The sequence below is a fragment of the Cellulosimicrobium sp. Marseille-Q4280 genome (assembly GCF_943181405.1).
GTDB lineage: Bacteria > Actinomycetota > Actinomycetes > Actinomycetales > Cellulomonadaceae > Cellulosimicrobium.
This window is the reverse complement of sequence record NZ_CALPBY010000004.1, coordinates 71,975-97,538: the sequence shown is the minus strand read 5'-3', so window position 1 is coordinate 97,538 and position 25,564 is coordinate 71,975. Positions and strand designations below refer to the sequence as shown.

Below are 25,564 nucleotides of genomic sequence, written 5' to 3'. Positions count from 1 at the left end.
TCAGGAGCTGATGGTCCCCGCGATGATGAGGCCGATCGCGATGGCCAGGCCCGCGATCATCACGCCGAACGCGACGTTGTGCTCGTCGACGAGCTCGCGGTGCAGGTTCAGGCGGAAGAGCTTGTTCGCCACGACGATCGTGACCAGGAGCAGGACGATGCCGAGCACCGAGTAGAGGATCGTGGACAGGAAGGCCCACAGGAACGCGAGCGAGGCGACGGACACGGAATCTCCTGGGTGAGGGGTGGACGGTCAGGACGGACGGGGTGGCCAGGGAACGACGCCGGTGCGGCGCCTCACTTCCCGACACCCCCGCCGCCGTAGAGCGTGCGGCGGTAGCACGACGTGGAGTCGGTCGTTGCGGGGGCCGGTGTCCCGCTCGCGGGCGCGGTCGTCACGACGGACCGTGGCGTGCAGGACGCGTCGTCGGCCCGGCTCGCCTGGCACGCGCCGAAGGAGAGGAGCAGCACGAACGCCCCGACCACCGCGGCGACGACTCCGCCCGAGCGCGAGCGCGGCGTGAGACGACGGCCGAACAACCGCGTCTGCTCCGCGACGTCGAGGCGCCGCCCCGCGTAGACGCTCGTCACGGGGCCGAGCGGTCCGGTGGTGCGCTCGACCGACACGACGACGCCGTGCCCGGTCAGGTCGGCGTACTCGACCTGCTGGCCGGGCACGAACGGCTCGGCGAACGTCCCCTCGACGGACCGCACGGTGCCCGTCCCGCGCTCGCGCACCGTGAGGCGGTGCGGCCTGCCGTCGAGCCGCAGGTCGAGCTGCCTCCCGCGGTGCAGACCGGCCAGGTCGACGACGGGCGGGACCGACTCCGTGGGCCGGTACAGCGTGAGCTCGCGCTCGTCGTGGTCGTACTCGAGCCACACGTCCGAGCCGTCGTGCCCGAGGAGCTGCCACTCCTCCCACGTGAACGTCGTGCCGGCCTCACGCATCTCGACCACCGCCGAGGCGCGCACCGTCGTGCGCACGGCGTCCCGTCCCGTGCCCGTCGCCACGAGCTCCTCCCCGACCCGGAGCGCGAGGCGCCGCCCTCCGCTCACACGAGGCTCCGCACGGCGACGTCTCCCGCGGCGAACACGTCGCCGAGGAGGGCGCGCACGTCGTCGGCGAACGTCGGGGACGACGGCGCGCGGCACGTCGTCAGGGTCACGTACGCGGCGCCGTGCTCGGGCCATGTGTGCACCGCGAGGTGCGACTCCGCGAGGAGGATCGCGACGCTCGTGCCCTGCGGCTCGAACCGGTGCGCGACCTCGCCGAGGGGCGTCATGCCCGCGAGCCGCACGACCGCGTCGAGCGACGCGCGCACCGTCGCCTCGTCGTCGAGCAGGCGCGGGTCGGCTCCCGTCACGTCGAAGACGTGGACGAGGTTGCGGTGCACGGCTCAGCTCCCGGGGACGGCGCGACCGACCCGGGACGAACCGCCCGGACCGGGCCCGCGACGTCGGGCCGCGCACACCCTAGCGGACCGGGTCAGGGCGTTCACCGGCCCGTCCACAGGCCCGGCCGTGCCGGTCTGTCGCGAGATAGAACCGCAGGTCGCGAGGTAGAACTCCGCGGCTTCTCTCTCGCGACCGGTGGTTCTATCTCGCGGCGGCGGCCTCCAGGCCGCGCACGCCCGCGCGCTGCGGGACGGCACGGAGGTCGTTGGCGCTGCGCAGCACGGGGGCCGCGGTGAGCGCGGCCGGGTCCAGCTCGGCCGCGGTGGTCACCGTGATCGTCGCGGTGCTGCCTGCGGGGAGGCTCAGCAGGGCGTCGTCGGCGACCGCGTCGGGCGCGAGCCGGTCCGCGAGGACGGCGACGTCGCGCACGAGCGAGCGGGCCCGCACGTGCACGCGGTACCCGCCGGCGCACCGCTCGGCCCGGACCTCGGCGGCGTGCGGGTCGAGGCGCAGGTGCACGTCCTCGACGAACGTGTGCACGACCCGCTCCGGACCGAGGTCCACGACGAGCACCGCGTCCGTCGGGTCCGCGGGCCGCGCGAGCGTGGCGGGGACCGCGACGAGCAGCACCGAGCGCGGCGGCACCGACACCGCGACCGTCCCGCGCGCCGGGTCCATCCCGTCGAGCCGTTCGAGCCGCATCGACAGCGCGCCGCGCCACGGCTCGTCGTGGTCGTTGACGACGGCGACGTGCGGCGACCCGTCGCGCTCGACCACCGCGAGCGCCCGCGGCGCGAACGCCCGCCGCATCGCGTACCAGAGCGGCTTGGGCCGCTCCGCGGAGTCGACCGCGGACCAGCTCGTCACCGGCCAGCAGTCGTTGAGCTGCCAGACGATCGCGCCGGCCGTCCGCGGCCACCACGACCGGTAGTGGTCGAGCGCGTGCGCGACGGCGCGAGCCTGGTTGAGCTGCGCGGCCCAGTGCCAGTCCTCGAAGCGCGCAGGGACGCCGAGGTGCGGCGCCATGCCGCGGTCGAGCTTGCCGTTGCCGTCGTCGGCCTTCTGGTGCACGAGCCACACGGGGTCCGCGGTGGGGTCGGGCGCGTCGGCGAGCGGGCCGCCGTCGACGGCGTGCACCGCGTCGGTGAGCGTGCGCCACGTCGGCGGTCCCTGGAACCCGAACTCGGAGCAGAAGCGCGGCACCTCGTCCCGGTACGCGCGGTAGTCGACGCGGTTCCACACCTCCCACTGGTGGTGCGTGCCGTGGTCGGGGTCGTTGGGGTGCAGGTCGGGCCGGCCGGGGCTGTACGGGCTGTTGTCCGTGTACGGGCGCGTCGGGTCGACCTCCGCGACGACGCGCGGCAGCAGGTCGCGCGCGTACCCCTCGCCCCAGGTGAGCCCGCCCAGACGCTCCTTCCAGCCCCAGTCCTCGTGGCCCCACACGTTCTCGTTCCCGCCGTTCCAGACGACGAGCGACGGGTGCGGGACGAGCCGCGCGACGTTCTCGCGCGCCTCGGCCTCGATCTCCGCCCACAGCTCGTCGTCCTCGCTGTAGGCCGCGCACGCGAGGAGGAAGTCCTGCCACACGAGGAGCCCGCGCTCGTCGGCGAGGTCGTAGAAGTCCTCCGACTCGTACGTCCCGCCGCCCCACACGCGCAGCAGGTTGAGGTTGCCGTCGACGGCCTGGTCGAGCCGCCGGGCCAGCCGGTCCCGCGTGAGGCGCGTGACCAGGTGGTCGTCGGGGATCCAGTTCGCGCCGCGCACGAACACGGGCCGCTCGTTGACGTGCAGCACGAAGGGCGTCCCGTGCTCGTCCGGCGTCGTGTCGAGCCGCACCGTGCGGAACCCGACGCGCCGCTCCCACCTGTCGAGCACGGCGCCGTCGAGCGCGGCCCCGTCGGGCGTCGAGAGCGTTACCTCGACCCCGACGAGCGGCTGCGCGCCGTACCCCACGGGCCACCACACGGGCACGTCCGGGACGTCGAGCGTCACGACCGCCGACGTCGCGCCGGCCGGCACCTCGACGCGCGCCCGCGGCGCCCGCCCCCCGCCCGGGACCGCGGTCGCGGACCCGGACCCGGCCGACCCGGACCCGGCCGGACCCGACCCGGGAAGGTCCAGCGCGACGTCGAGCACGAGCGGTCCGGCGTCGGTCAGCGCCGAGCGCTGCACGTCCACGTGGACCTCGATCCGGCCCGCGCCGGTCGCGCCGTCGGGAGCGAGGTCGGCGACGCGCACGAACGGTCGCACGCGCTCCAGCCGCGCGACACGCCAGCGCTCGACGCGCACGGGCCTCCAGATGCCCGCGGTCCGCAGGTCAGGACCCCAGTCCCACCCGTACGAGCAGGCCATCTTCCGGATCGCGTTGAACGTGTTCGGGTACGCCGACGGCCGCGCGCCGAGACGCTCGCTCGCCGCGTCCGACCACGCGGTCGCCGAGCCGAGCCCGACGACGAGGTCACGCTCCGCGCCGTCGGCGAACCGGCGGACGTCCACCCGGTACGAGCGGTGCATGTTCCGGCTCGTCAGGATCGTCTCGTCGCCCAGCCGCACGTCGGCGACGGTGTCGAGGCCGTCGAGCACGAGGTCGACGTGCTCGTCCTCGCCCGTGGGATCGAGGCGCAGCGCGCGGCGGTACTCCCAGTCTGTCCCGTGGACCCACGCGAGCCCCGCCTCGTTCGCGTCGACGTACGGATCGGGGATCAGCCCCGCCGCGAGCAGCGCGGTGTGCGCGTCGCCGGGCACCGTCGCGGGCACGACGGCGGCGTGCACCGGGGCGGGCAGGTCGCCGGCCGTGGCGCGCAGGGTCCAGCCGGCGGTCAGGTCGACGGTCGTCATGCGGGATCTCCTTCGGAGCGGTGGGTGAACGCATCCCACCACGCGTCTGCTATCGCCGTGTGACCGGCGTGTGTCGGATGGACGCCGTCCGCGGCGACGGCGCGCGGGCCGATCTCGTCGGCGAGGTCGGCCATGACGGTGGCGAGCGGGACGAACGTCGCCCCCACGTCGCGTGCGACGCGTGCCACGGCATCCTGCTTCGGACCGAGGTCGTCGGCCCACGCCTGCGCGTCGGTGAGCGGCAGCGCGAACGGCTCGGCGAGCACGAGGCGGGTACCGCGCGCGTGCCACGGCGCGACGAGCGCTCGCAGGGTCGTCTCGAACGAGGCGACCGGCGTGCGCTCGCCCGCGTCGAGCGCACGCCAGGTGTCGTTCACCCCGACGTAGAGCGACAGCACGTCGGCGTCGAACGGCAGGACGTCACGCTCCCAGCGCGCGAGCAGGTCGCTCGCCCGGTCGCCGCCGACCCCGGTGTTGTGGACGGTCGACCCGGCGAGCGGGCCGCGCGCGAGCAGGCCCACGTAGCCGGTGCCGACGTCGTCGGGGTCGGAGCGGTCGCGCCCCCACTCCGTGATCGAGTCGCCCGCGAAGACGACGTGCCGGGGTGCGCCGGTGCCGCGGGTCACGACCGCAGCTCCGCGATCCGGCGCTCGGGGTCGGGGGCGGCCGCCGCGAGCGTGCGCGTGTACTCGTGCTGCGGCCGCAGGATGACGTCGTCGGCCGGGCCTGCCTCGACCACCACTCCGCGGTGCAGCACCATGACCTCGTCCGAGAAGTGCCGCGCGGTCGCGAGGTCGTGCGTGATGTACAGGACCCCCAGGTTCTCCTCGCGCTGCAGGCGCGCGAGCAGGTTGAGCACCCCGAGCCGGATCGACACGTCGAGCATCGACACGGGTTCGTCCGCGACGAGGATGCCGGGCTCGGGCGCGAGCGCCCGCGCGATCGCGATGCGCTGACGCTGGCCGCCGGAGAGCTCGTGCGGCTTGCGCTCCGCGTACTCCTCGGCCGGGTCGAGCCGCACGCGGCGCAGGAGCTGCAGCACGCGCTCGTGCACCTGCCGCCGGTCGAGGTCCGGGTGGTGCAGCGCGACGGCGCGCGCGAGGTGGTGGCCCGCCGAGTGGTACGGGTTGAGCGACGCGAACGGGTCCTGGAACACCATCTGCACGGCCTTGCGGTACGCGGACCGCGCGCGCCGGCCCCGGCCCACGGGGGCGCCGTCGACCAGGATCTCGCCCGACGACGGACGTTCGAGCTGCATGAGCAGCTTGGCGATCGTGGACTTGCCCGACCCGGACTGCCCGACGAGCGCGACCGTGCTGCCGGGCTGCAGCGTGAAGCTCACGTGGTCCACGGCACGCAGCCGGGTCGAGCGCAGGCCGCTGCGCAGGCGGTAGTCCTTGACCAGGTCACGGGCCTCGAGCGTCGTCATGCGGTCTCCTCCTCGTCCGTGGCGATGCCGGTCGTGGCGATGCCGACCGTGCCCGCGTCCTGCGGCGTCTCCTCGAGCTGCTCCTCGCCCAGGTCGGCGTCGCCCGCCCGGACGAAGTCGCCGCGCTCGCCCGTCAGCGACGGGAAGGACGCGAGCAGCCGCCGCGTGTACGGGTGCTGCGGGTCGGTGTACAGCGTCACGGCGTCCGCCTGCTCGACGATCCGGCCGGCGCGCATGACGGCGATCCGGTCGCTGATCTCCAGCAGGAGCGGCAGGTCGTGCGTGATGAACACGACGGCGAACCCCAGCTCTGCCCGCAGGCGCGTGATCTCGCGCAGGATCTCGCGCTGGACCACGACGTCGAGCGCCGTCGTCGGCTCGTCCATGACGAGCACCTGCGGCTCGAGCGCGAGCGCCATGGCGATCATGACGCGCTGGCGCATGCCGCCCGAGAGCTCGTGCGGGTAGGCACCGAGCCGGCTCGCGTCGACCCCGACGCGCTCGAGGAGCTCGCCGCACCGGGCGCGCCGCTCGCGGCGCGAGAGCTGCGGCCGGTGCGTCGTGAAGACGTCCTCGAGCTGCGACCGGATCGTCAGGACCGGGTTGAGCGAGTTCATCGCGCCCTGGAACACCATGGCGACCTTGTCCCAGCGGAACGCCCGCAGGTCCTCGCCGTGCAGCGACGACAGGTCGACGGTGTACCCCTCGCGCGAGTGGAACACCGCCCGGCCCGACGTGATCGCGGCCGGCGGCTTGAGCAGGCGCGTCACGCCGTACGCGAGCGTGGACTTGCCGCACCCGCTCTCGCCCGCGAGCCCGAGGATCTCGCCGCGGCGCAGCACGAGGTCCACGTGCTGCACCGCCGGGACGGGCGGGTCGACCAGGTAGGTGACGGAGAAGTCCTCGATCTCGAGGACGGGGTGGGAGCCGACGACGGCCGCCGGCTGCTCCTGGAGGGTGCCCTCGGTCATGCCGTCACCTCGTCGGCCTCGCGGAGCTGCTCGCGCGACATGCGCCACCGCTTGCGCTGGGAGCGGGTCTGGGCGCGCAGCTTCGGGTTGATGATCTCGTCGATGGAGAAGTTGATGAGCGACAGCGCCGCGCCGAACAGCGCGAGCATGAGGCCCGGCGGCACGAACCACCACCACGCCCCGAGGCGCAGCGCGAGGCCGTTCTGCGCGTAGTAGAGCATCGTGCCCCACGTGAAGGAGTTGGAGGCCCCGAGCCCCAGGAACGACAGGCCGGCCTCCCCGAGGATCGCGAAGATCACGGCGAACACGACCTGCGAGGCGATGATCGGCACGAGGTTCGGCAGGATCTCGACGGCGAGGATCCGCCAGCTCCGCTCGTCGGCCACGCGCGACGCGAGCACGTAGTCGCGCTCGCGCAGCGACAGCGTGTAGCCGCGCAGCACGCGCGCCGACCCGGCCCAGCTCGTGATCGCGAGGACCAGCGCGACGAGCCACACCGACTTCTGCGGCACGTAGCTCGAGATGACGATGACCAGCGGGAGGCCGGGGAGCACGAGCATGACGTTCGAGAACAGGGAGAACGCCTCGTCGACCCAGCCGCCGACGAACGTGCCGACGACGCCGAAGAACGCCGACAGCACGAGCGTGAGGACACCGACGACGAGACCGATCGTCAGCGACCCCCGCGTCGCGTACGCGAGCTGGGCGAGGACGTCCTGCCCGGTCTGCGTCGTGCCGAGCGGGTGCCCGGGACCGGGCGGGGACAGCCCGATGTCGGAGACCGTCGACGGGTTCCCGACGAACAGCGGCCCGAGGAGGCCGAACAGGACGATCGCCCCGGCGACGGTCAGCCCGACGCCGAGCTTGAGCGTCATCGGCGGCAGGACGCGGCGCCGGCGGCGACCGCTGGAGGCCTCGACGGCCTCCTCGGCGGCGAGCGCCGGGTCTTGGGTGGTGATGGCCATGCGGACCTCCTAGGACCGGGCCCGCGTGCGCGGGTCGATCACGCCGTACAGGAGGTCGACCAGGAGGTTCGCCCCGAGCACGGACAGGGTGATGACGAGGAACACGCCCTGCATGAGCGCGTAGTCGTTGCTGTTGACCGCCTGGAGCAGCGCGGACCCGATGCCGGGGTACGAGAACACCGCCTCGGTGACGATCGACCCGGCGACGACGAAGCCGAGCGAGATGGCGAAGCCGGACAGCGACGGCAGCACGGCGTTGCGCGCGGCGTAGGCGAACCGGATGCGGCGCGGCCGCAGGCCCTTGGCCTCGGCCGTGACGAGGTAGTCCTCGGCGAGGGTCGAGACCATCATGTTGCGCATCCCGAGCATCCAGCCGCCGACCGACGAGATGACGATCGTCAGCGCGGGCAGCGTGCCGTGGTAGATCACGGACGACACGAACGCCCACGTGGGCTCCGGGCCGGCGAACGTGTAGACGTCGTAGCCGTGGCTCAGCGGGAAGACGGGCCAGACGCTGCCGAGCAGGAACAGCAGGAGCAGCGCGAGCCAGAAGTAGGGGACGGACTGCAGCATCGTCGCGGCCGGCACGAGGTTGTCGACGAACGACCCGCGCCGCCACCCGGCGACCATGCCGAGCCCGACGCCGATCGCGAACGACACGACGGTCGACAGGCCGATGAGACCGATGGTCCACGGCAGCGTCTGGCCGATGACCTGGCCCACGCCCGCCGGGAAGAACGCGACCGAGGTCCCGAGGTCCCCGTGCGCGAGCGCCTGGAGGTACGTGACGTACTGGCTCCACAGCGACGCGTCGGTGTCGGTGCCGAGCATCGCCTCGATCGCGTCGCGCGTGGCCGGTGTGACCGGGCCCTTCGTCGCGAGCTTCGAGAGCATGATGTCGACGGGGTTGCCCGGCATGAGCCGGGGGATGAGGAAGTTGAGCGTCAGCGCGGCCCACAGGGCCACGACGTAGAAGCCCGCCTTCCGGAGTACGAAGCGCACCGGTCGAACCTCCCTGTTCGTCCTGCTGCCCGGCTGGGTGGTCCCGGCGCAACCGCGGTCGGCGGGGGCGCCGCGCGGCGACGCCGGGACCTGTCCAGGGACGGGTCAGTTCTCCACAGGGGTGATGGACTTGAGGACGATCCCGTTGTCCCAGGCCTTCCAGGACGCGGGCATCGCGTACTTGTCGTCGTCGGTCGGCCATCCGGTCGCCCGCGACGTGTTGAACTCCGTGAGCATCGAGTTCACGTAGATCGGGATGTACGGCAGCTCGTCGGCGATGATCTCCTGGACCTTCGCGTACTCCTGGGTCTGCACGGCCTCGTCGTCGGTCGCACGGGCCGTCGCGAGCGCCGCGTCCACGTCGGGGTTCGAGAACCGCGCGAAGTTGCCGGCCGACGCCGTCTCGCCCACCTTCACCGTGTTCGCCGAGTCGTACTTCCCGAAGTAGGTGAAGTACGGGTTCGACGACGCCCCGAGACCGATCGAGTCGAGGCTGAGCTGGAACGTGCCCGACGTCTGCGCCTGGTTCCACTCGTTCCACGCGACCTGGCTCGGCACGAGCTCGATCCCGACCTCGGCGGCCTGCTGCTTCATCGCGTCGTTGAGCGAGATGAAGTCGCTCCACCCGGTGACGGTCTGGATGGTCATGGACAGTCGCTGGCCGTCCTTGGTGCGGACGCCGTCGTCGCCCGTCGTCCAGCCGGCGTCGTCGAGGATCTGGTTCGCCGTGTCGACGTCGGCCGTCTCGGGCGCCGTGAGCAGGTCCTTGTCGGTGATCCACCGGTCGTCACGCTCGGGCAGGAGCAGCGTCGGCGACGCGGTCTCGGCGAACCCGCCGCCCGCGAGGTTGTTGAGCTGGGTCCGGTCGATCGCGTGGTAGAGCGCCTGGCGCACCGCCTTGTCGGTCTGCGGCCCCTCGCACCCGAGCTCGGCGTTGGAGCACGTGAAGATCGACGCCGTGAGCGCCGGGGTGTTCACGTACGACAGGTCGGGGTTCGTCTCGATGAGGTCCTCGAGCCCGGGCAGGAACGACGACATCCAGTCGACGTCGCCCGCGGTGAGGGCGGCGCTCGCGGCGTCCGCGGTGTCGAGGGCGATGTAGCGCACCTCGTCGACCTTGGGCAGGCCCTCCTCCCAGTACTCGGGGTTCTTCTCGAGCACGTAGGACTGCGCGGAGAACGACTTCACCGTGAAGGGCCCCGTGCCGACGGGGTCGCTGTTGATCTCCGTCACCGGGTCGGCGACGTCCGTCCACACGTGCTCCGGGACGATCGCCTGGTTCCCCAGGACCGCGGGCTCCTGCATGAACGACGTCTCGGGGAACGTGAGCGTCACCGTGGTGTCGTCGGTCGCCTCGGCCGTCGCGGCGAGGCCGCTCGTGTTGAGGGCGGGCGTGTCCTTGATGAGGTTGAACGTGAAGGCGACGTCGGCGGCGGTGAACGGCTGCCCGTCGCTCCACGACACGCCCTCCCGGGTCGTGATCGTGAGGACGGTGCCGTCCTCGTTCCACTCGTGGCCGGTGGCGAGGAGCGGCGTGGGCTCGGCGTCGCTCGCGAGGTTGTACCAGTAGAGCGGCTGGAAGATCACGCCGAGCGTCGGCTGGAGCGCCGTCGTGCTCAGCGGGTTGAAGTTCTCGGTGATCGTGCCGGTCGAGCCGTTGAACACGGTGATCGACGTGCCGTCGCCGGTGGTCGTGGTGCCGTCTCCGGCACCGCCGCTGCAGCCGGCGAGCAGGGCGACCGACGCGGCGGCGGCGGCCGCGACGGTGAGCGTTCGGGTGCGGTGCAGGAACATCAGTGGTCCTCCTCGGGTGGCGACCGGCCGACGGTGGCCGGTTCTGGGCGATGACCGCAGGAGGATTCTTGCCCCACTAAATTTACCGTGTCAAGATATCGCCGCGGCTCGGCACCGGCGTCGGGCACCTCGAACCGTCCAGGAGGTCGACGACGATGTCCCGCAGCGCACCCGGCCGGAGCGCGACCCGCGCGGCCGTGCTCGACCTCGTGCGCTCGACCGGCACCCTCAGCCGCGTCGAGATCGCCGAGCGCACCGGCCTGACCCCCGCGACCATCACCCACGTCGTGCGCGAGCTCGTGGCGGACGGCCTGGTCCGCGAGGTGGGCCGCCAGAAGTCGGGCGGCACCCCGCGCCGGCTGCTCGCGGTGGACCCCGAGGCCTGGTACGCCGTCGGGGTCCAGCTCGACCGCTGCTCGGCGAGCGTCGTCCTGCTCGACTTCGCCGGGCGAACGGTCGCCCGGTCCGCGCTGCGCGGCACCGGGCGCGAGGCGCCCGGGGACTATCTCGGGATCGTCGCGGCCCAGGTCCGGGCCGTGCTCGACGACGCGCGCGTCGCCGCCGAGCGCGTGCTCGGCGTGGGCCTCGCGACGCACGGTCCCCAGGACGAGGAACGAGGCGTGCTCCTCACCCCGCAGCCCACCCCGGCGTGGCGCGGGTACCCCCTCGTCACCGACCTCGCCGCGCGCCTCGGTCTGCCCGTCCGGCTCGAGAACGACGCGACCGCTGCCGCGGTGGGTGAGCAGTGGGCGGGCGAGCAGGTCACGGCAAGCTCCCCCGCGACGTTCGGGCTCGTCTACTGCAGCAGCGGCCTGGGCGGGGGCGTCGTCGTCGACGGCCTGGCCTACCGCGGGCTGTCGGGCAACGCCGTCGAGCTCGGCCACATCAGCCTCGACCGCGTCGGCCCGCGCTGCCGCTGCGGGAACCGCGGGTGCGTCGAGGTGCTCGCCGGACCCGAGGCCGTCGTCGCGCGCGCCCTCGCCGAGCCGGGTCTCGACCACCTGGGGCTCACCGGCCGGCCCGACGAGACGCTCGTCGAGCTCGAGCGCGTCGCGCGCGCAGCACGCGACGGGAGCGTCGCGGCCGCGCGCCTGCTCGGCGACGCGGGGGACGCCCTCGGGCTCGCGGCGGTCACGCTCGCGAACCTCTTCGACCTCGACGTCGTGGTCTTCGCCGGGCCCGCCCTGGGCACGGTGGGCGACGTCGTCGTGCCCCGCGTCCAGCGGTCGCTCGACCGAGCCGCGTACAACCGGGACCTGCGGCCCGTCCGTGCGACGCTGTCCACGCACGGGACGACGGCGGCCGCCGTCGGCGTCGCGGTCTCGGTGCTCCGCGGGCCGCCCGAGCCACGGCCCGCGTCCGACGCCGCGGGCCCCGGCCCGCGCGCGGCCTGACAGCGCCGACGACCTGCCGACCCCCTGCCAATGACCTGCCGACGACCTGCCGACGAACCGGTGCCACGACACGACGAGCCCACCGAGAGGACGAGGATGGACCTCGACCGCACGATCCTGCGCCGTGACGGCGTCGCCCTGGTCGTCGAGACCCCGGCCACAGGGCTGCCCGCGGTGCTGCACTGGGGCGCCGACCTGGGCGAGCTCGACGACGACCTCCTCGACGGGCTCGCGCTGGCCACGACGCGCCAGACGCCGCCCGGGACCCTCGACGCCGCGTGGCGCCTGAGCCTGCTCCCGCAGGACTCCGAGGGCTGGGCCGGGCGGCCCGGGATCCTCCTGGAGCGCTCCGGGCGCCCGGTGTTCCCGCGCTGGACCGCACAGGTCCGGCGCGCGGGCGACGGCGCAGGCGGGGCCGCGCTCGTCGTCGAGGCGCACGACGCCACGGCCGGCCTGCGCCTGACGACGCGCCTCGCGATCGGCGCAGGCGGCGTGGTGACGGTCGACCACGCGCTGGTGAACGGCGGTGACGAGCCCCTCACCGTGCACCAGCTCGAGGCGACGCTCCCCGTGCCGACGCGCGCGGACCACCTGACGTCGTTCACCGGGCGGTGGACGCGCGAGAAGTCGCCACGCACGACCGAGACGCCGCGCGGCTCGACGACGCGCCAGACCCGACGCGGACGCGTCGGGCACGACTCGCCGCACGTCGTGCTGGCCTCGGCGGGCGCGCCGCGCGACCGGCGCGGCGACGTCTGGGCGGTGCACCTCGGCTGGAGCGCCGACGTCACCTACCGCGTCGACCGCACGCCCGAGCACCCGACGCTCCTCGGCGCGGGCGAGCTGCTGCGCCCGGGCGAGGTCGTCCTCGCCCCCGGCGAGGAGCACACGGCCCCCACGACGTACTTCGCGTGGTCGGGCGACGGGCTCGACGGCGTCGCGGCGCGCTTCCACACGTACCTGCGGGCGCGGCCGCAGCACCCCCGGTCGCCGCGGCCGCTCGTGCTCAACACGTGGGAGGCCGTCTACTTCGACCACGACCCGGCGCGCGTCGACGCGCTCGCGCGGCGCGCGGCGGAGGTCGGTGTGGAGCGGTTCGTGCTCGACGACGGGTGGTTCCACGACCGCCGTGACGACACCCGCGGCCTCGGGGACTGGTGGGTCGACCGGACGGTGTGGCCCGACGGTCTCGGGCCGCTCGCCGACCTCGTGCACGGGCTCGGGATGGAGCTCGGGCTGTGGTTCGAGCCGGAGATGGTCAACCTCGACTCCGACCTGGCTCGAGCCCACCCGGACTGGCTCCTGCACAGCCCCACCCACCTCGACGCGCCCGCCGGGCTGTCGTGGCGCGGCCAGCACGTCCTCGACCTCGCGAACCCGGACGCGTACGCCCACGTGCGCGACGCGATGAGCGCCGTGATCGGCGAGCTGGGCGTGGACTTCGTCAAGTGGGACCACAACCGCGACCTCGTCGAGACGGTCCACGACGGCCGTCCCGGCACGCACGCCCAGACCCGTGCGGCGTACGCGCTCATGGCCGAGCTCAAGGAACGGCGTCCCGGCCTCGAGATCGAGTCGTGCTCGTCGGGCGGCGCACGCACGGACCTCGGCGTCATGGCGGTGGCCGACCGCGTCTGGGCGTCGGACTCCAACGACCCGGTCGAGCGCCAGGACATCCAGCGCTGGACGCAGCTCCTCCTGCCGCCCGAGCTCGTCGGCGGGCACGTCGGTCCCGGGGAGGCGCACTCGTCCGGTCGCACGACCGACCTCTCCTACCGCCTCGCGACGAGCCTCATGGGGTCGGCGGGCTTCGAGTGGGACGTCCTCGGGTGCGGTCCCGACGAGGTCGCGACGATCACGGCCTTCGCAGCGCTCTACAAGGAGCTGCGGCACGTGCTCCACACCGGGACCGCGGTGCACGCCGACGTCGTCGACCCGGCGCTGCGCGTCGTCGGGGCAGTCCTCCCGGACCGCTCGGAGGGTGTCTGGACGGTCGCCACCGTGGCGACGCTCGAGGACGCGCTGCCGGAGCGCGTCCCCCTGCACGGGCTCGACCCCGACCGCCGCTACACGGTCCGGGTGCGCGACGAGATCGGGCTCGCGCGCCACGGCTGGGTCACGCCGCCGTGGCTGACGACGCCCGTCACGGTCAGCGGGCGCGTGCTCGCCGAGGTCGGTCTCCAGGTCCCCGCGCTGTGGCCCGCACAGGCGCTCGTCGTGCACGTCACCACGGCGGCCTGACGCTCGGCCGCACGCTCGGCCTGACGCGCCGACCGAGCGCGGTCTCCCGTCGGCGTGCCGACCGTCGCGCGCTCTGGGAGCATCGCGCCATGAGCGGCGACATCGTCTGGGAAGAGCGCGAGGTCGACGTCGGGGGGCGTCCCGTGTTCGTCCGCGTCGGCCCCGAGGTGCCCGGGAGCGTGCCGATCGTGCACGTGCACGGGTTCGCCGTCTCCGGCACCTACCTGCTCCCGACGGCGTCGCTCCTCGCCCACCGCGCGACGACGTTCGTCCCCGACCTGCCGGGCTACGGGCGCACGCCGGACTGGGGGTCCGCGCTCGGCATCCCGGCACTGGCGCTGGCGCTCCTCGAGCTGCTCGACGCCCTGGAGCTCGACCGGGTCGTGCTGATCGGGAACTCGATGGGCGGGCCCGTCAGCCTGGAGGTCGCGCACCAGGCGCCAGACCGTGTCGCCGGCGTCGTCCTCGCGTCCCCCGCGGGTGGCGTCCACAACCAGCCCTTCGCGCGCGCCCTCGTCCAGCTCGCCCGCGACGCGACGCGCGAGAGCCCCGCGATGGCGCGGGTCGCCGTGCCCGACTACGTGCGGTTCGGTCCCGTCTCGACCTTGCACCTCTTCAGCGAGCTGGCACGTTTCCCGTCCCTCGAGCGGATCCTGCGGACCCCGGTCCCGACGCTCGCCGTGCTCGGCTCGCGGGACCCGCTGATGCCGCCCCCGCGGCGCGTGCGCGAGGTGGGACGGCTCGCCCCGGCACACCTCACGGTCGCGCTCATCGAGGGAGCCGCGCACGCGATGAACTTCAGCCACCCCGGCGAGCTCGCGCACGTCGTGTCGTGCTGGCTCGACGGCCGGGAGATCACCGACGACCCGGACTCCCCCGGGATCGCGCGCGTGCTGCAGATCCGTCGTGACCCCACGATCACCCCTGACGGGTGAGGTCCGGTCGTCGCCGTCACGCCACGGTAGAGGCGGTCACGGGACCCCGTGACCCCGAGACGAGGGGTGCACCGTGGACGACTTCTGGAGCTGGTTCTGGCTCATGGTGTGGTGGTTCTTCTTCATCGCGTACCTGATCGTGCTCTTCCAGATCCTGGGCGACCTCTTCCGGGACAAGCACCTCAGCGGCTGGTTGAAGGCGCTGTGGGTCGTGGCGCTGATCCTCGTGCCGTACCTCAGCGCGCTGGTCTACCTGATCGCGCGCGGACGGGGCATGGCCGAGCGTCACGCCGAGGAGGACCGTGCGCGCAAGCAGATCATGGACGACTACGTCCGGGCGACCGCCGGCAGCGGCGGCGGGAGGTCCGCGACCGCCGAGATCGCGGACGCCAAGGCGCTCTACGACGCGGGGACGATCGACGCGGGCGAGTTCGCGCAGCTCAAGGCGAAGGCGCTCGCCTAGTCCGGGGCGCCGGCCTCGGGACGCCGGATCCCGAGGCCGGGGCGACGTCGGGCCGACCCGTCAGGACGACGGGCCGGCCCGATGTCGCGTGCGAGGTGGTTCAGGTGGCGAGGATCCGCGCCTTCTGGGCGTCGAACTCGGCCGGGGTGAGGACGCCCTGGTCGCGCAGCCCGGCGAGCTCGCGCAGCTGCGCCAGCTTCGCGTCCATGTCGTCGCCGGCCGGGGCTGCGGGCGCGGGCGGAGGGGCCGCGTACTGCTGCGGGGGCGGTGCGTACTGCGGCTCGGCGTAGGCCGGCTGCGCGTTCTGGGCGTCCTGCGCGGCCCAGCGTCCCTGCTGGCGGCGCTGCACGCGCCCGGAGACGGCGCTCGCCGTCCCCGCGACGACGGCGGTCCTGGCGACTCCTCGGATCAGTCCCATGGCGTGCTCCTCCTCAGCGGCTCTCGACGGCGTCGAGCGCGGCGACGATCGACTGGACGGGGATCCGTCCCCCGGCGACGACGGTCCCGCCGCCGCGACGCAACGCGGACGCGAACGGGGCCGCCCACGCGTTCTCGTACACGAGCACCCCGGCGGCGCTGCCGGGCTCGAGCGCGGCCCCGGCCTCCTCGAGGTCGTCGTCGCCCAGCAGGCCCGACGAGGCGCCCTCGAACACCGAGACGTCGAAGTCCCCGGTGCTGTCGAGGTCGCGCAGCTCGATGCCCGACACCTCGCCCGCACGGTTCTTCTCGACGAACGCCAGGTCGAGGACGCGGATGATCCCGCGGTCCACGAGCTCGACCAGGAGCGGGAGCGCCTCGCCGTCGAGCCGGTTCTCGGGGAACTCCACCACCAGGTAGTCGATCGGTCCCATCTCGTCCAGCGCTCGGTCCATCGCTCTCTCCTCCGTCGTCGCGACGCGGCGGAGTCCCGGAACGAGCCCCGCGGATCCACGGTGACCCCGGGCCCCGTGAGTGTCCTCACCCATCGAGGGTGAGGGGATGCCGTCGACGACGGCGAGCAGGCCGGCGAGGTCCGTGTCGCGCACGCGGTACGACGTGACCGCCGCCGGGACGGAGCGGCTCACGTCGCGCAGCATCTCCTGCACGAGGGCGCCCACCGGGCCGCGGACGACGACCTCGACGTCGGCGCGGGCCCCCGGCGCGGCCGTGCGGAGCTCGAGCAGGTCGAGACCGAGGGACGCGAGCCGCTGGAGCAGCCCGTAGAGCGCCGCCTGGTCGCGCACCGTCGCCTCGAGCAGGGTGCACACCGTCGCCCGGCGGACCCCGAGCTCCGCGAGGTCCGCGTCGGACACGTCGGACACGTCGACGGACCCCACCACCGTCAGCTCGACCACGGTCGTCCCGGTCACGTCGCCCTCCAGACTTCCCACGTCCCGCAAGGATCCGCGTGCCACGGGTCCGGCGGATCACCCGGCACGGGTGCCTCGCCCGACTACCCCGGACGGGTGAGGAGCGGGCGCGCCCTCCTGCCGCAGAGTGGAGGTCGCGGCCGCCGAGCGCCGCCACCCGGGAGGAACGCGCATGGACGGCTCGAACGACGGCGCGTCCGTCGAGGAACGGCTCGCGACGCTCGAGCGGGAGAACGCCGAGCTGCGACGCCGGCTCGCCACCGCGGAGGTCGCGGCGCCGGCCGAGCGGGCGCCGCGGCGGCGCGAGGACGGTCCCCGCCCGCACCGCCTGCGCGCGGTGGCGTGCGTCGTCCTCATCACGCTCGGCGCGCTCCTCGCCCCGGTGGGTGCGGTCGCGGCGTGGGCGCAGCGCGAGCTGACCGACACCGAGCGGTACGTGGAGACGGTCGGTCCCCTGGCGAGCGACCCGGTCGTGCAGTCGGCTGTCGCGGGCCGGCTCACCGAGGCGGTCATGTCCCGGATCGACGTGGCTGCGCTGCTCGACGACGTCGTCGGCGGTCTCGAGGAGAACGACATCGCCCCCCGTGCGACACGCGCGCTCAGCGCGCTCGAGGCGCCTCTGACGAGCGGCGTCGAGTCGTTCGTGCGCAGCGCCGCCGATCGGGTCGTCCAGAGCGACGCGTTCGAGGAGGCGTGGGTGCAGGCGAACCGGGTCGCGCACCAGCAGCTCGTCGCCGTCATGCGGGGCGAGGATGGCGAGGTGCTGCAGGTGGGAGCGGACGGGCAGCTGACCATCCAGCTCTCGGGGATGATCGAGATCCTCAAGCAGCGGCTCGTCGACCGCGGGCTCGACGTCGCCGCCAACATCCCCGAGATCGACGCGAGCTTCACGATCGTCCAGACGTCCCAGCTCGTGCAGGTCCAGAACCGCTACGCCCAGCTCGTGGTGCTCACGACCTGGCTCCCGTGGGTCGCGCTGGGCCTGCTCGCGGCCGGCGTCCTCGCGGCGAACCACCGTCTGCGCGCGCTCGTGGTCGCCGGTCTGGCGCTCGCGGCGGCGATGGTCCTGCTGGGTGTCGCGCTCGCCGTCGCGCGCAGCGTCTACCTCAATGCGCTGAGCGGACAGGTGGCGCGGCTGGACGCCGCCGAGATCGTGTTCGACCAGGTCGTCTCGTTCCTGCGGCTCACGCTGCGCACGGTCGGCGTGCTGGGCCTCGTCGTCGCGCTCGCCGCCTACCTCGGCGGGTCGAGCGCCTCCGCCCGCAGCCTGCGCGCGGGACTCGCCCGCGTGGGTGACTCCGGCCGAGACTGGGCAGCGGGCCGCGGGGTGACCTCGGGCCCGGTCGGGGAGTGGCTCGGCCGGCACAAGACCTTCGTCCGCGTCGTCGTCGTCGCGCTCGCCGCACTGGTGCTGCTCCTCGCGGGGCAGCCGACGCCCGCCCTCGTCGTGGGGACGGCGCTCGTCGCGGGCGTGCTCCTCCTCGTCGTCGAGCTCCTCGCGCGCCCGGTACCGGTGCCGTCGGACTGACCTGCGCGGGGGCCGGGCAGAAGCGGGACGGCGCGCGTAGCCTGCTGTCATGGCCTCGGTCGAGCCCCGCGCCGAGCCGGAGGTGACGCCACGCGTCCCGGTCGCCTCCGGATCCCTGCGCGCGCGCACGACGATCCCGCTCCTCCCCCTGTCGACCGTCCGCCGCCCCGGCCTCGAGACCCGGCTCGACGAGTCGGTCTCACGGCGCCTCACCCTGGTCTCGGCAGGCCCGGGCTGGGGCAAGACCACCACGGTCGCCGCCTGGGCCCGCTCGCAGACCGGCCTCCGGGTCGCCTGGCTGACGCTCGAACCGTTCGACGACACCCCGACCGCGTTCTGGTCCGACCTCCTCGCGGCCCTCCGCGCCGCCGGGGCCGTCCCGCGGGACCACGCGCTCGCGGCGATCACGGTGCCCTCCCGGATGTCGGCGGGCCTCCTCCGCCGCATCCGCGACGAGATCGAGGACCTCCCGGAACCCGTCGTCCTCGTCCTGGACGACGTCCACCACGTCGCCACCGCGGAGGTGTCGGGCACGGTCGACGACCTCCTGCGCTACCCGTTGCCGCTCCACGTCGTCATGCTGTCCCGGATCGACCCGCTGCTGCGCCTGGAGCGGCTGCGCGGGCAGGGCGAGGTCGTCGAGATCGGTGCGTCCGACCTCGCGTTCGACGCGACGGCGGTCGCCGCGCTCGGCGCGCTCCAGGGCCGCGCGCTCGCCCCCGACGAGGTCGAGGACCTGCTCGCGGAGACCGGTGGGTGGGCGGTCGGGGTCCGTCTCCACGTCGAGGCCGCGCGGGACCCGGCGGGTCGCGCGCGCGCGGAGCGCTCGGCGGCGGAGTTCCTCCTCGCCGAGGTGCTGGACCGCCAGGACGCGACGGCACGACAGTTCTTGCTGCGGACGAGCGTCGCGTCGACGATCTGTGTCGGGCTGGCGTCGACGCTGGACCCGGAGGCGCCCGCAGGTCGGCTGCTGCCCGAGCTGGCGGCGTCCCACGGCTTCGTCACCGCCGTCGGCGGCCGGCAGGTCTGGTACCGCTACCACCCGCTGCTGCGCGAGATGCTGCAGAGCGAGCTCCGACGCGAGGACCCTGCCGCAGTGCCGGGCGTCCACCGCGCCGCGGCCCGGTGGCTCGTCCGGCACGGGGAGCCTCTGCGCGCCCTGGAGCACGCGGTGCTGTCGGAGGACTGGGCTCTCGTGGGCGAGGTCTTCGTCGAGGGAGCGGCGGTCCACCTCGTCGGACCGCACCGGGAGGCGGTGACCGACCTGCTGCGCCGCGTGCCGTTCGCCGACCTGCTGCCCGACGTCGCGCTGCACCTCTCCGCGGGCTCGCTCGCCCTCGTGGACGAGCGGTTCGACGCGACGCGCCATCACGTCGCCCGCGCGCGCAAGCTGCTCGACGGCGCCCCGGCGTCCCCGGCGTCGGTCCTCCTCGAGCTGCTGGCCGCCTCGACGGCCCGCGCGGTCGGCGACGTCCGCGCGCTCGCCACCGCCGCGGGAGCGGCGCTCGCCGCAGCCGTCGGGGTGCCCTTCCCGTTCCCCGCCCTCGAGACCTACCGCGAGCTGGCCGAGGCGCACCGGAGGACCGGGCTCGCCTGGTGCGAGATCCCCGCGAGGACCACCCCGCGCCGGCGGGCTCCGGTCGGGGTCGACACGGGAGCCGACAGACCCGAGGACCCGGTGCTCGTCGGTCCGGGCAGCGGTGCCGCACCGGAGGACGCGGTCGCCGGGGCGCAACGCCTCGTCGACCTCGGCGCGGAGGCCGCCGGCGCGCTCCTCGACGTCGCCGAGGGTCGCGTCAGGCAGGGCGAGTCGCGCGCCCGGGAGGCGATCGAGGCCGCCCGGAGGCGTGGCTGGGAGACCCACGTCCAGTCACGCACCGCGCACGCCGCGCTCGCCTGGGCGCAGAACCTGCGCGGGGCCGACGCCGGGCTCGAGCGCACGCTGTCGTTCGCGCTCGCGGCGGACGCGGGTGGCCGCGAGCCTGCCTCCGAGGCCGCGGTGCTGCTGCTGCAGGCGCAGGTCGCCGGTTCCCCGGGGCACGGTCGCGCCGCCCGGATCGCGCTCGCCGCCGCCGACCGCGCACTGGGCGGGACGCCCGCTCCGCCCGTCCTCGCCGACCTGTGGGTCCGGGTCGACACGGACGTGCGGCTGCTCGGGCACGACGGCGCAGGGCCGGGCGGTCCCGGCGTCGCGCGGGCGTCGCGCGTCGAGCGCGAGCATCTCGGATCGGCTGCGGCGACCGCCGTGTGCCGCGCGCGACTCCTCCTCGCGGCGGGCCGGGCGGACGCGGCGCTGCGCGCCGTCGACGGGCTGCAGGACGCGCCGCCCGGCGGCGCGGACGACCTGACGCGCGTCGAGGCCGTCCTCGTGGAGGCGGCTGCGCTGGCGCGTGCCGGGAGCCGACGCGCCGAGCACGCGATCGACCGGGCGCTCGCCCTCGCGGCGACGGAGCACCTGGCGCAGCCCTTCCTCGCGGTCCGCGGGGCCGAGCTCCGCACCCTCCTTGCCACCCTCGTCACACACCGCGACGACCCGCTCTCCACCCATCTGCGGTCCCGGTTCCCCGAGACGCCCGCCGGTCTCGCGTCCGCACCGCTCGTCCAGCCGCTCACCGAGCGTGAGCTCGCCATCCTCTCGGTCCTGCCCACCATGGAGAGCAACGTCGAGATCGCCGAGGACTTCCTCGTGTCCGTCAACACCGTCAAGGCGCACCTCAAGGCGCTGTACCGCAAGCTCGGCGTCGGGTCCCGGCGCGACGCCGTCCGCCGAGGGCGCGAGCTCGGTCTCCTGCCCTGACACGTCAGCCCAGGGTCGCCGGGGCGGCTCCGGGGACCGGGTCGGGCAGCCGACGCATCCGGAACGCCTGTGCCACCCCGAGGAGGCCGGCGCCGAGCGGCACGAGGAGGGCCACCTGGAGCGCGCGGGCCCGCACGTCGTCGTTGATCCGCAAGATCTCCTCGCGCACGGCCGCCGGCTCGTCGGCCAGCAGCTCGACGAGCTGGGCATCGCTCATGACCTCGGCGTCCTCCTCGAGGACCTGGCTCACCTGCGCCTTGTCCTCGGGCGGCAGCACGAGGCTGTCCTGCGCCTGCGCGGTGAACCCGCGCGCGAGCGACGCCAGCATGACGGCGCCCGCGAGCGCCAGCCCGAGCGACAGCCCGAACGACCCCGCCGCCGAGTTCACGCCCGCGGCCTCCCCCACCCGTTCCTCCTCGATCGGCGAGAGAGTGAAGGCGTTGAGCTGGGAGACGAGGAGCCCGAGCCCGCAGCCGGCGACGACGAGCGGGACCGCGAGGTACCACCCGGAGGTCGCGCGTGGGACCACCGGCAGGAGCGCGGCGACCCCGACCACGAGGAGCGAGAAGCCCGCCAGGACGATGGTGGCCGGGCGCCGTCGTCCCGCCCGGTGGCCCGCCACGATCGCCGCGGCGAACATGCTGAGGGACAGCGGCGCGAGCGACAGGCCGGCGAGCATCGCGTCGTACCCCAGCGCCATCTGGAGGAACACGGGCAGGGCGATCATCGCGCCGCCGAGCGCGACCTGCTGCAGCGTCTGCTGCGACACCCCGACGCGGAACGGCGGCGAGCGGAACAGCGCCGGGTCGACGAGCGGGACCGCGCCGCGGCGCTCGCGACGCAGCACCCAGCGCGCGAGACCGACGAGCCCCAGGACGCCGACCGCGACGAGGATCCCCACCGCCTCACCGCCCTCCTGCCACACGAGGACGCCGAGCACGACGCCTCCCATCCCCAGCACGGAGAGCACGGCCCCGACGACGTCGACCGATCGGTCCCCCGTGAAGGGGACGTCGTGCACGAGCCGGATGCCGGCGAGGACGACGACGATCACCACGGCCTCGAGCCCGAACGCGACCCGCCACGACAGGTAGGTGGTGATGAAGCCGCCGAGGAGCGGCCCGACCGCGGCCGCCACCGACGCGGACGCCCCGACGAGCGCGTAGACCTTGGTCCGCGCGGTGCCCTCGAAGCTCCCGTGCACGAGGGCCTGCATGGCCGGAAGGAGCAGGGCGGCACCGAGTCCGCCGACCACGGACCAGAAGATGACGACCGCGACCAGGCTCTGCGCGAGCATCATCGCCACGGCACCGATGCCGTACCCGACGAGGCCGATCACGTACGCGCGCCGCCGGCCCACGAGGTCACCGACCTTGCTCCCGAGGAGGATGAACGCCGCGGAGACGAGCGCCTCGAGCGCGATGGCCGTCTGAACGCCGCTCACCGACGTCCCGAGGTCGTGGACGACGGCCGAGATCGACACGTTCATGAAGGACGTGTCGACGACGAGGACGAACATCGCCATCGCGAGCAGCACCGCGAGCCGCCGGTCGACCCCCTGCGGCGCCTCCGGTCCGCTCGGGGCGCCGCCCCCCGCCCCCTGGTCCGTCACGGTCAGGCCCCCGGCAGCGCGTGGGCCGCGACGTGCGGGTCCGCCGTACGCCGCGGCGAGACGTGCCGCAGCACGAGCTTGCCCAGCTCGACGAGCACGAGGAACGCGAGCGCGACGAGCGCGCACACCCCCCACTGGTCGCCGTCGAGGCTCACCGTGCCGAAGATCCGCTCGAGCCCGTCGAGCGTCGTGACGAGGAACGTCAGCCCGAGCGAGGAGAGCAGGAGCACGACGAACCGGCCGTTGGCGAGCGTGTCGAACGAGAGGATGCTCGCGCGCGGGTCCCGCCACTCGAGCGCCGCGACGACGTGCAGGAGCGACATGGCCGTGAGGCCCATCGTCGTCGCGACTGCCAGGTCGTACCGGGCCTCGCCCCACGCCACGGCGACGAGAGTCCCGACGGCGATGAGCACGCCGCCCACCGCGAGACGGACGCCGAGCGCACGGCCGATGACCGGCTCGGAGGGCGGGCGCGGTCGGCGGCGCATGAGTCCCGGTGAGGCCGCGTCGAACCCGAGACCGATCGCGAGCAGCACGTCGATCGCGAAGTTGATCCAGAGGATCTGGAGGGGCGTGAGCGGTGTGCCGGCCGCGACCATGAAGATCCCGGCGCCCACGAACGTGAGGATGAACCCGACGAGCACGACCATCTGGAAGCGGATGTACTTCATGAGGTTGTCGTAGAGGCCGCGGCCGCCCTCGACGGCCTTGACGATCGTCGCGAAGTTGTCGTCGGTGAGGATCATCTCGGCGGCGTCCTTGGTGACCTCGGTGCCCGTGATCCCCATCGCGACACCGATGTCGGCGCGGGCGAGCGCCGGCGCGTCGTTCACGCCGTCGCCCGTCATCGCGACCACGTCGCCCTGCCGCTTGAGGACGTCGACGAGCCGCACCTTGTCCTCCGGCGCCACGCGTGCCACGACGCCGATGCTCGCGACCTCTGCCTCGAGCTGCGCGTCGCTCATCGCGGCGAACTCGGCCCCGGTGAGCGCGCGGCCCTCGATGCCGAGCTGGCCGGCGATCGCGGACGCCGTCGTCACGTGGTCGCCCGTGATCATCCGGACGCGGATCCCCGCGTCCTTGCACTCGGCGATCGCGTCGCGCGCCTCGCGGCGCGGCGGGTCGACGATGCCAACGAGCGCGAGGAGCTCGAGGTCCTGGGCCAGCCCGAGCAGGTCGCCCTGGAGATCGGCTCGAGAGACGTCGCGCCGCGCGACGGCGAGGACGCGCATCCCCTCGCCGGCGAGCGCGTCGTTCTCGCGCGCGACGAGCGCCCGGGCGTCGTCGTCGAGCGGCGCCGTGCCGCCGTCCGCGGTGAGATACCGCGTCGAGCGTGCCAGGAGGACGTCCGGCGCTCCCTTGACGAAGCTGCGCACCACGCCGTCGATCTCGTGGAACGTCGCCATGAGCTTGTACTCGGTGTCGAACGGCACCTCGGCGACGCGCGGGTGCTCGCGGCGCGTCTCCTCGACGTCGAGCCCCGCCTTGGCGGCGAGCACGACGAGGGCGCCCTCGGTCGGGTCGCCCAGGCACTCGCCGTCGCGCACGACCGCGTCGCTCGCGAGCGCCATGGGCAGCGCCACGGGCTCGAGGTCGACGTCGGTCGAGCCGGCCGCCGCGAGGATGCGGCCCGTCGTCGAGTAGCCCTCGCCGTCGACGGAGAACCGCCGCCCGGCGAGCACGAGACGGCGCGCGGTCATCTGGTTGAGCGTGAGCGTCCCGGTCTTGTCCGAGCAGATCGCGGACGTCGAGCCCAGGGTCTCCACGGACTTGAGCCGCTTGACGATCGCGCCCTCGTCGGCGAGCTGCCGCGTGCCGAGCGACAGGAGCATCGTCACGACGGCGGGCAGGCCCGTCGGGATCGCGGCGATCGCCAGGCTGATCCCGACGACGAACAGGCTGTCGAAGTCCTCGCCGCGCGCGAGGCCGAGCACGACGACCACCACGAGGGCGATCGCGGCCATCACCGTGATGATGACCGTGATGCGGTCGAGCTGGCGCGTGAGCGGCGACTTGTCCTGCTCGACGCCGCTGAGCATCCCGGAGATGCGCCCGACCTCGGTCGTCATGCCCGTGGCCGTCACGACCATCTCGCCGCGCCCGCGCGTCACCTGCGAGTTCATGTACGCCATGTCGACGCGGTCGCCGAGCGGGGCGTCGTCGGCCGCGACCGGATCCACGCCCTTGGGCACGGGCGTGCTCTCGCCCGTGAGCCCGGCCTCCTCGATCTCGAGGGACGCCGCGACGAGGAGGCGTCCGTCGGCGGGGATCTTGCTGCCCGCCTCGAAGCCCACGACGTCGCCCGGCACGAGCTCCTCGGCGGGCACCTGCTCCTGCCGGCCGTCGCGACGCACCGTGGCCGTCATGACGAGCATCTCGCGCAGCGCGGCCACGCTCTGCGCCGCCTTGCCCTCCTGGTGCAGGCCCATGAGCGCGTTGAGCACCGTGAGGGCGAGGACGACGACGCCTGTCGTCACGTCGCCGAGCGCGATGATGCTCACGACCGCGGCGCCGACGAGGACGAGCTGCATGAGGTCGCGGTACTGGCGCAGGAACGCTTGCCAGGGGCGTTCCTTCTTCTCCTCGGCGAGCGCGTTGGGGCCGTAGCGCGCACGCCGCTCCACGACCTCGGCCGAGGAGAGTCCGACGGCCGGGTCGACGCCCAGCTCGGCGCACACCGCGTCGGCGGGCACGGTGTGCCACGAGCGGGCCTCGGTCGGGGCCTGCTGTCCGGGGACCTGCTGTCCGGGGACCTGCTGTCGGGGGATCTGCGCAGCCGTCATCGCGGGCTCCTCTCAGGGCGCTCGGCTCCACGGTCACAGGAGCCGGTCGCCCGGGCCTCACCCGCCGCG

20 protein-coding genes are annotated in these 25,564 nt (G+C 74.0%); 6 read left to right on the top strand and 14 right to left on the bottom strand.

All coding sequences use genetic code 11. The features are described from left to right. From NFS20_RS11800 to NFS20_RS11755, 10 genes are all read right to left on the bottom strand, one after another. Window positions 1–225, bottom strand: a complete 225-nt coding sequence (locus NFS20_RS11800; RefSeq protein WP_251151985.1) for a DUF350 domain-containing protein — start codon at window positions 223–225, stop codon at window positions 1–3. Window positions 226–296: 71 nt separating this feature from the next. Further along, window positions 297–1,055 carry a DUF4178 domain-containing protein gene (locus tag NFS20_RS11795; protein ID WP_251151984.1) on the bottom strand — a complete coding sequence of 253 codons (759 nt, stop codon included), beginning with the start codon at window positions 1,053–1,055 and terminating at the stop codon, window positions 297–299. Then, entirely contained in the window at window positions 1,052–1,393 is a 342-nt protein-coding gene (locus NFS20_RS11790; protein WP_251151983.1) for an S-adenosylmethionine decarboxylase family protein, read from the bottom strand. The genes NFS20_RS11795 and NFS20_RS11790 overlap by 4 nt, the downstream gene beginning before the upstream one ends. A 202-nt stretch (window positions 1,394–1,595) precedes the next feature. After that, window positions 1,596–4,232 carry a glycosyl hydrolase 2 galactose-binding domain-containing protein gene (locus NFS20_RS11785; protein ID WP_251151982.1) on the bottom strand — a complete coding sequence of 879 codons (2,637 nt, stop codon included), beginning with the start codon at window positions 4,230–4,232 and terminating at the stop codon, window positions 1,596–1,598. Next, the gene (locus NFS20_RS11780; protein WP_251151981.1) at window positions 4,229–4,858 is read right to left on the bottom strand and encodes an SGNH/GDSL hydrolase family protein; all 630 of its coding nucleotides are present in this window, start codon (window positions 4,856–4,858) and stop codon (window positions 4,229–4,231) included. The genes NFS20_RS11785 and NFS20_RS11780 overlap by 4 nt, the downstream gene beginning before the upstream one ends. Continuing rightward, the gene (locus NFS20_RS11775) at window positions 4,855–5,661 is read right to left on the bottom strand and encodes an ABC transporter ATP-binding protein (protein WP_251151980.1); all 807 of its coding nucleotides are present in this window, start codon (window positions 5,659–5,661) and stop codon (window positions 4,855–4,857) included. Before NFS20_RS11775 ends, NFS20_RS11780 begins: the two co-directional genes overlap by 4 nt. Continuing rightward, window positions 5,658–6,632, bottom strand: coding sequence for an ABC transporter ATP-binding protein (locus tag NFS20_RS11770; RefSeq protein WP_251151979.1), 975 nt, complete (start codon window positions 6,630–6,632; stop codon window positions 5,658–5,660). Before NFS20_RS11770 ends, NFS20_RS11775 begins: the two co-directional genes overlap by 4 nt. Beyond that, window positions 6,629–7,597 carry an ABC transporter permease gene (locus tag NFS20_RS11765; RefSeq protein WP_251151978.1) on the bottom strand — a complete coding sequence of 323 codons (969 nt, stop codon included), beginning with the start codon at window positions 7,595–7,597 and terminating at the stop codon, window positions 6,629–6,631. Before NFS20_RS11765 ends, NFS20_RS11770 begins: the two co-directional genes overlap by 4 nt. Window positions 7,598–7,606: 9 nt before the next feature. After that, on the bottom strand, window positions 7,607–8,599 hold the full coding sequence (locus tag NFS20_RS11760; RefSeq protein ID WP_251151977.1) for an ABC transporter permease: 993 nt from the start codon (window positions 8,597–8,599) through the stop codon (window positions 7,607–7,609). Between the two features lie 105 nt (window positions 8,600–8,704). Beyond that, entirely contained in the window at window positions 8,705–10,393 is a 1,689-nt protein-coding gene (locus tag NFS20_RS11755; protein ID WP_251151976.1) for an ABC transporter substrate-binding protein, read from the bottom strand. Between the two features lie 155 nt (window positions 10,394–10,548). Between NFS20_RS11755 and NFS20_RS11750 the strand changes: the two genes are divergently transcribed. From NFS20_RS11750 to NFS20_RS11735, 4 genes are all read left to right on the top strand, one after another. Beyond that, complete coding sequence (locus tag NFS20_RS11750; protein WP_251151975.1) at window positions 10,549–11,787, top strand: ROK family transcriptional regulator; 1,239 nt, start codon at window positions 10,549–10,551, stop codon at window positions 11,785–11,787. Window positions 11,788–11,883: 96 nt separating this feature from the next. Beyond that, window positions 11,884–14,028: an alpha-galactosidase gene (locus NFS20_RS11745; protein WP_251151974.1), complete on the top strand. Its 2,145-nt coding sequence runs from the start codon at window positions 11,884–11,886 to the stop codon at window positions 14,026–14,028. An 89-nt stretch (window positions 14,029–14,117) separates the two neighbouring features. Further along, a complete protein-coding gene (locus NFS20_RS11740) occupies window positions 14,118–14,963 on the top strand; it encodes an alpha/beta fold hydrolase (RefSeq protein ID WP_251151973.1) in 846 nt (281 codons plus the stop codon). 73 nt (window positions 14,964–15,036) lie between these two features. Beyond that, window positions 15,037–15,426, top strand: coding sequence for an SHOCT domain-containing protein (locus NFS20_RS11735; protein ID WP_251151972.1), 390 nt, complete (start codon window positions 15,037–15,039; stop codon window positions 15,424–15,426). 100 nt (window positions 15,427–15,526) lie between these two features. Here the strand turns inward: NFS20_RS11735 and NFS20_RS11730 are convergent, their stop codons facing one another. Together NFS20_RS11730 and NFS20_RS11725 are read right to left on the bottom strand one after the other, a co-directional pair. Further along, a complete protein-coding gene (locus NFS20_RS11730; RefSeq protein WP_251151971.1) occupies window positions 15,527–15,844 on the bottom strand; it encodes an SHOCT domain-containing protein in 318 nt (105 codons plus the stop codon). 13 nt (window positions 15,845–15,857) lie between these two features. After that, a complete protein-coding gene (locus NFS20_RS11725) occupies window positions 15,858–16,775 on the bottom strand; it encodes a DUF6325 family protein (RefSeq protein WP_251151970.1) in 918 nt (305 codons plus the stop codon). Between the two features lie 172 nt (window positions 16,776–16,947). On the opposite strand from NFS20_RS11725, the gene NFS20_RS11720 reads away from it, so the two are divergent. After that, window positions 16,948–18,303 carry a hypothetical protein gene (locus NFS20_RS11720; protein WP_251151969.1) on the top strand — a complete coding sequence of 452 codons (1,356 nt, stop codon included), beginning with the start codon at window positions 16,948–16,950 and terminating at the stop codon, window positions 18,301–18,303. A gap of 49 nt (window positions 18,304–18,352) precedes the next feature. Further along, window positions 18,353–21,100, top strand: coding sequence for a winged helix-turn-helix domain-containing protein (locus tag NFS20_RS11715; protein WP_251151968.1), 2,748 nt, complete (start codon window positions 18,353–18,355; stop codon window positions 21,098–21,100). A gap of 4 nt (window positions 21,101–21,104) precedes the next feature. On the opposite strand, the gene NFS20_RS11710 is transcribed toward NFS20_RS11715, so the two are convergent. After that, window positions 21,105–22,625, bottom strand: a complete 1,521-nt coding sequence (locus NFS20_RS11710) for an MFS transporter (RefSeq protein ID WP_251152272.1) — start codon at window positions 22,623–22,625, stop codon at window positions 21,105–21,107. A gap of 89 nt (window positions 22,626–22,714) precedes the next feature. Beyond that, a complete protein-coding gene (locus tag NFS20_RS11705) occupies window positions 22,715–25,495 on the bottom strand; it encodes a cation-translocating P-type ATPase (protein ID WP_251151967.1) in 2,781 nt (926 codons plus the stop codon). Window positions 25,496–25,564 lie beyond the last annotated feature (69 nt).

Coding starts and splice junctions, on each gene's coding strand:
- NFS20_RS11785 (WP_251151982.1), bottom strand. CDS start 4,232: ATGACGACCGTCGACCTGACCGCCGGCTGGACCCTGCGCGCCACGGCC.
- NFS20_RS11775 (WP_251151980.1), bottom strand. CDS start 5,661: ATGACGACGCTCGAGGCCCGTGACCTGGTCAAGGACTACCGCCTGCGC.
- NFS20_RS11770 (WP_251151979.1), bottom strand. CDS start 6,632: ATGACCGAGGGCACCCTCCAGGAGCAGCCGGCGGCCGTCGTCGGCTCC.
- NFS20_RS11765 (WP_251151978.1), bottom strand. CDS start 7,597: ATGGCCATCACCACCCAAGACCCGGCGCTCGCCGCCGAGGAGGCCGTC.
- NFS20_RS11755 (WP_251151976.1), bottom strand. CDS start 10,393: ATGTTCCTGCACCGCACCCGAACGCTCACCGTCGCGGCCGCCGCCGCC.
- NFS20_RS11750 (WP_251151975.1), top strand. CDS start 10,549: ATGTCCCGCAGCGCACCCGGCCGGAGCGCGACCCGCGCGGCCGTGCTC.
- NFS20_RS11745 (WP_251151974.1), top strand. CDS start 11,884: ATGGACCTCGACCGCACGATCCTGCGCCGTGACGGCGTCGCCCTGGTC.
- NFS20_RS11740 (WP_251151973.1), top strand. CDS start 14,118: ATGAGCGGCGACATCGTCTGGGAAGAGCGCGAGGTCGACGTCGGGGGG.
- NFS20_RS11730 (WP_251151971.1), bottom strand. CDS start 15,844: ATGGGACTGATCCGAGGAGTCGCCAGGACCGCCGTCGTCGCGGGGACG.
- NFS20_RS11720 (WP_251151969.1), top strand. CDS start 16,948: ATGGACGGCTCGAACGACGGCGCGTCCGTCGAGGAACGGCTCGCGACG.
- NFS20_RS11715 (WP_251151968.1), top strand. CDS start 18,353: ATGGCCTCGGTCGAGCCCCGCGCCGAGCCGGAGGTGACGCCACGCGTC.
- NFS20_RS11710 (WP_251152272.1), bottom strand. CDS start 22,625: ATGGCGATGTTCGTCCTCGTCGTCGACACGTCCTTCATGAACGTGTCG.
- NFS20_RS11705 (WP_251151967.1), bottom strand. CDS start 25,495: ATGACGGCTGCGCAGATCCCCCGACAGCAGGTCCCCGGACAGCAGGTC.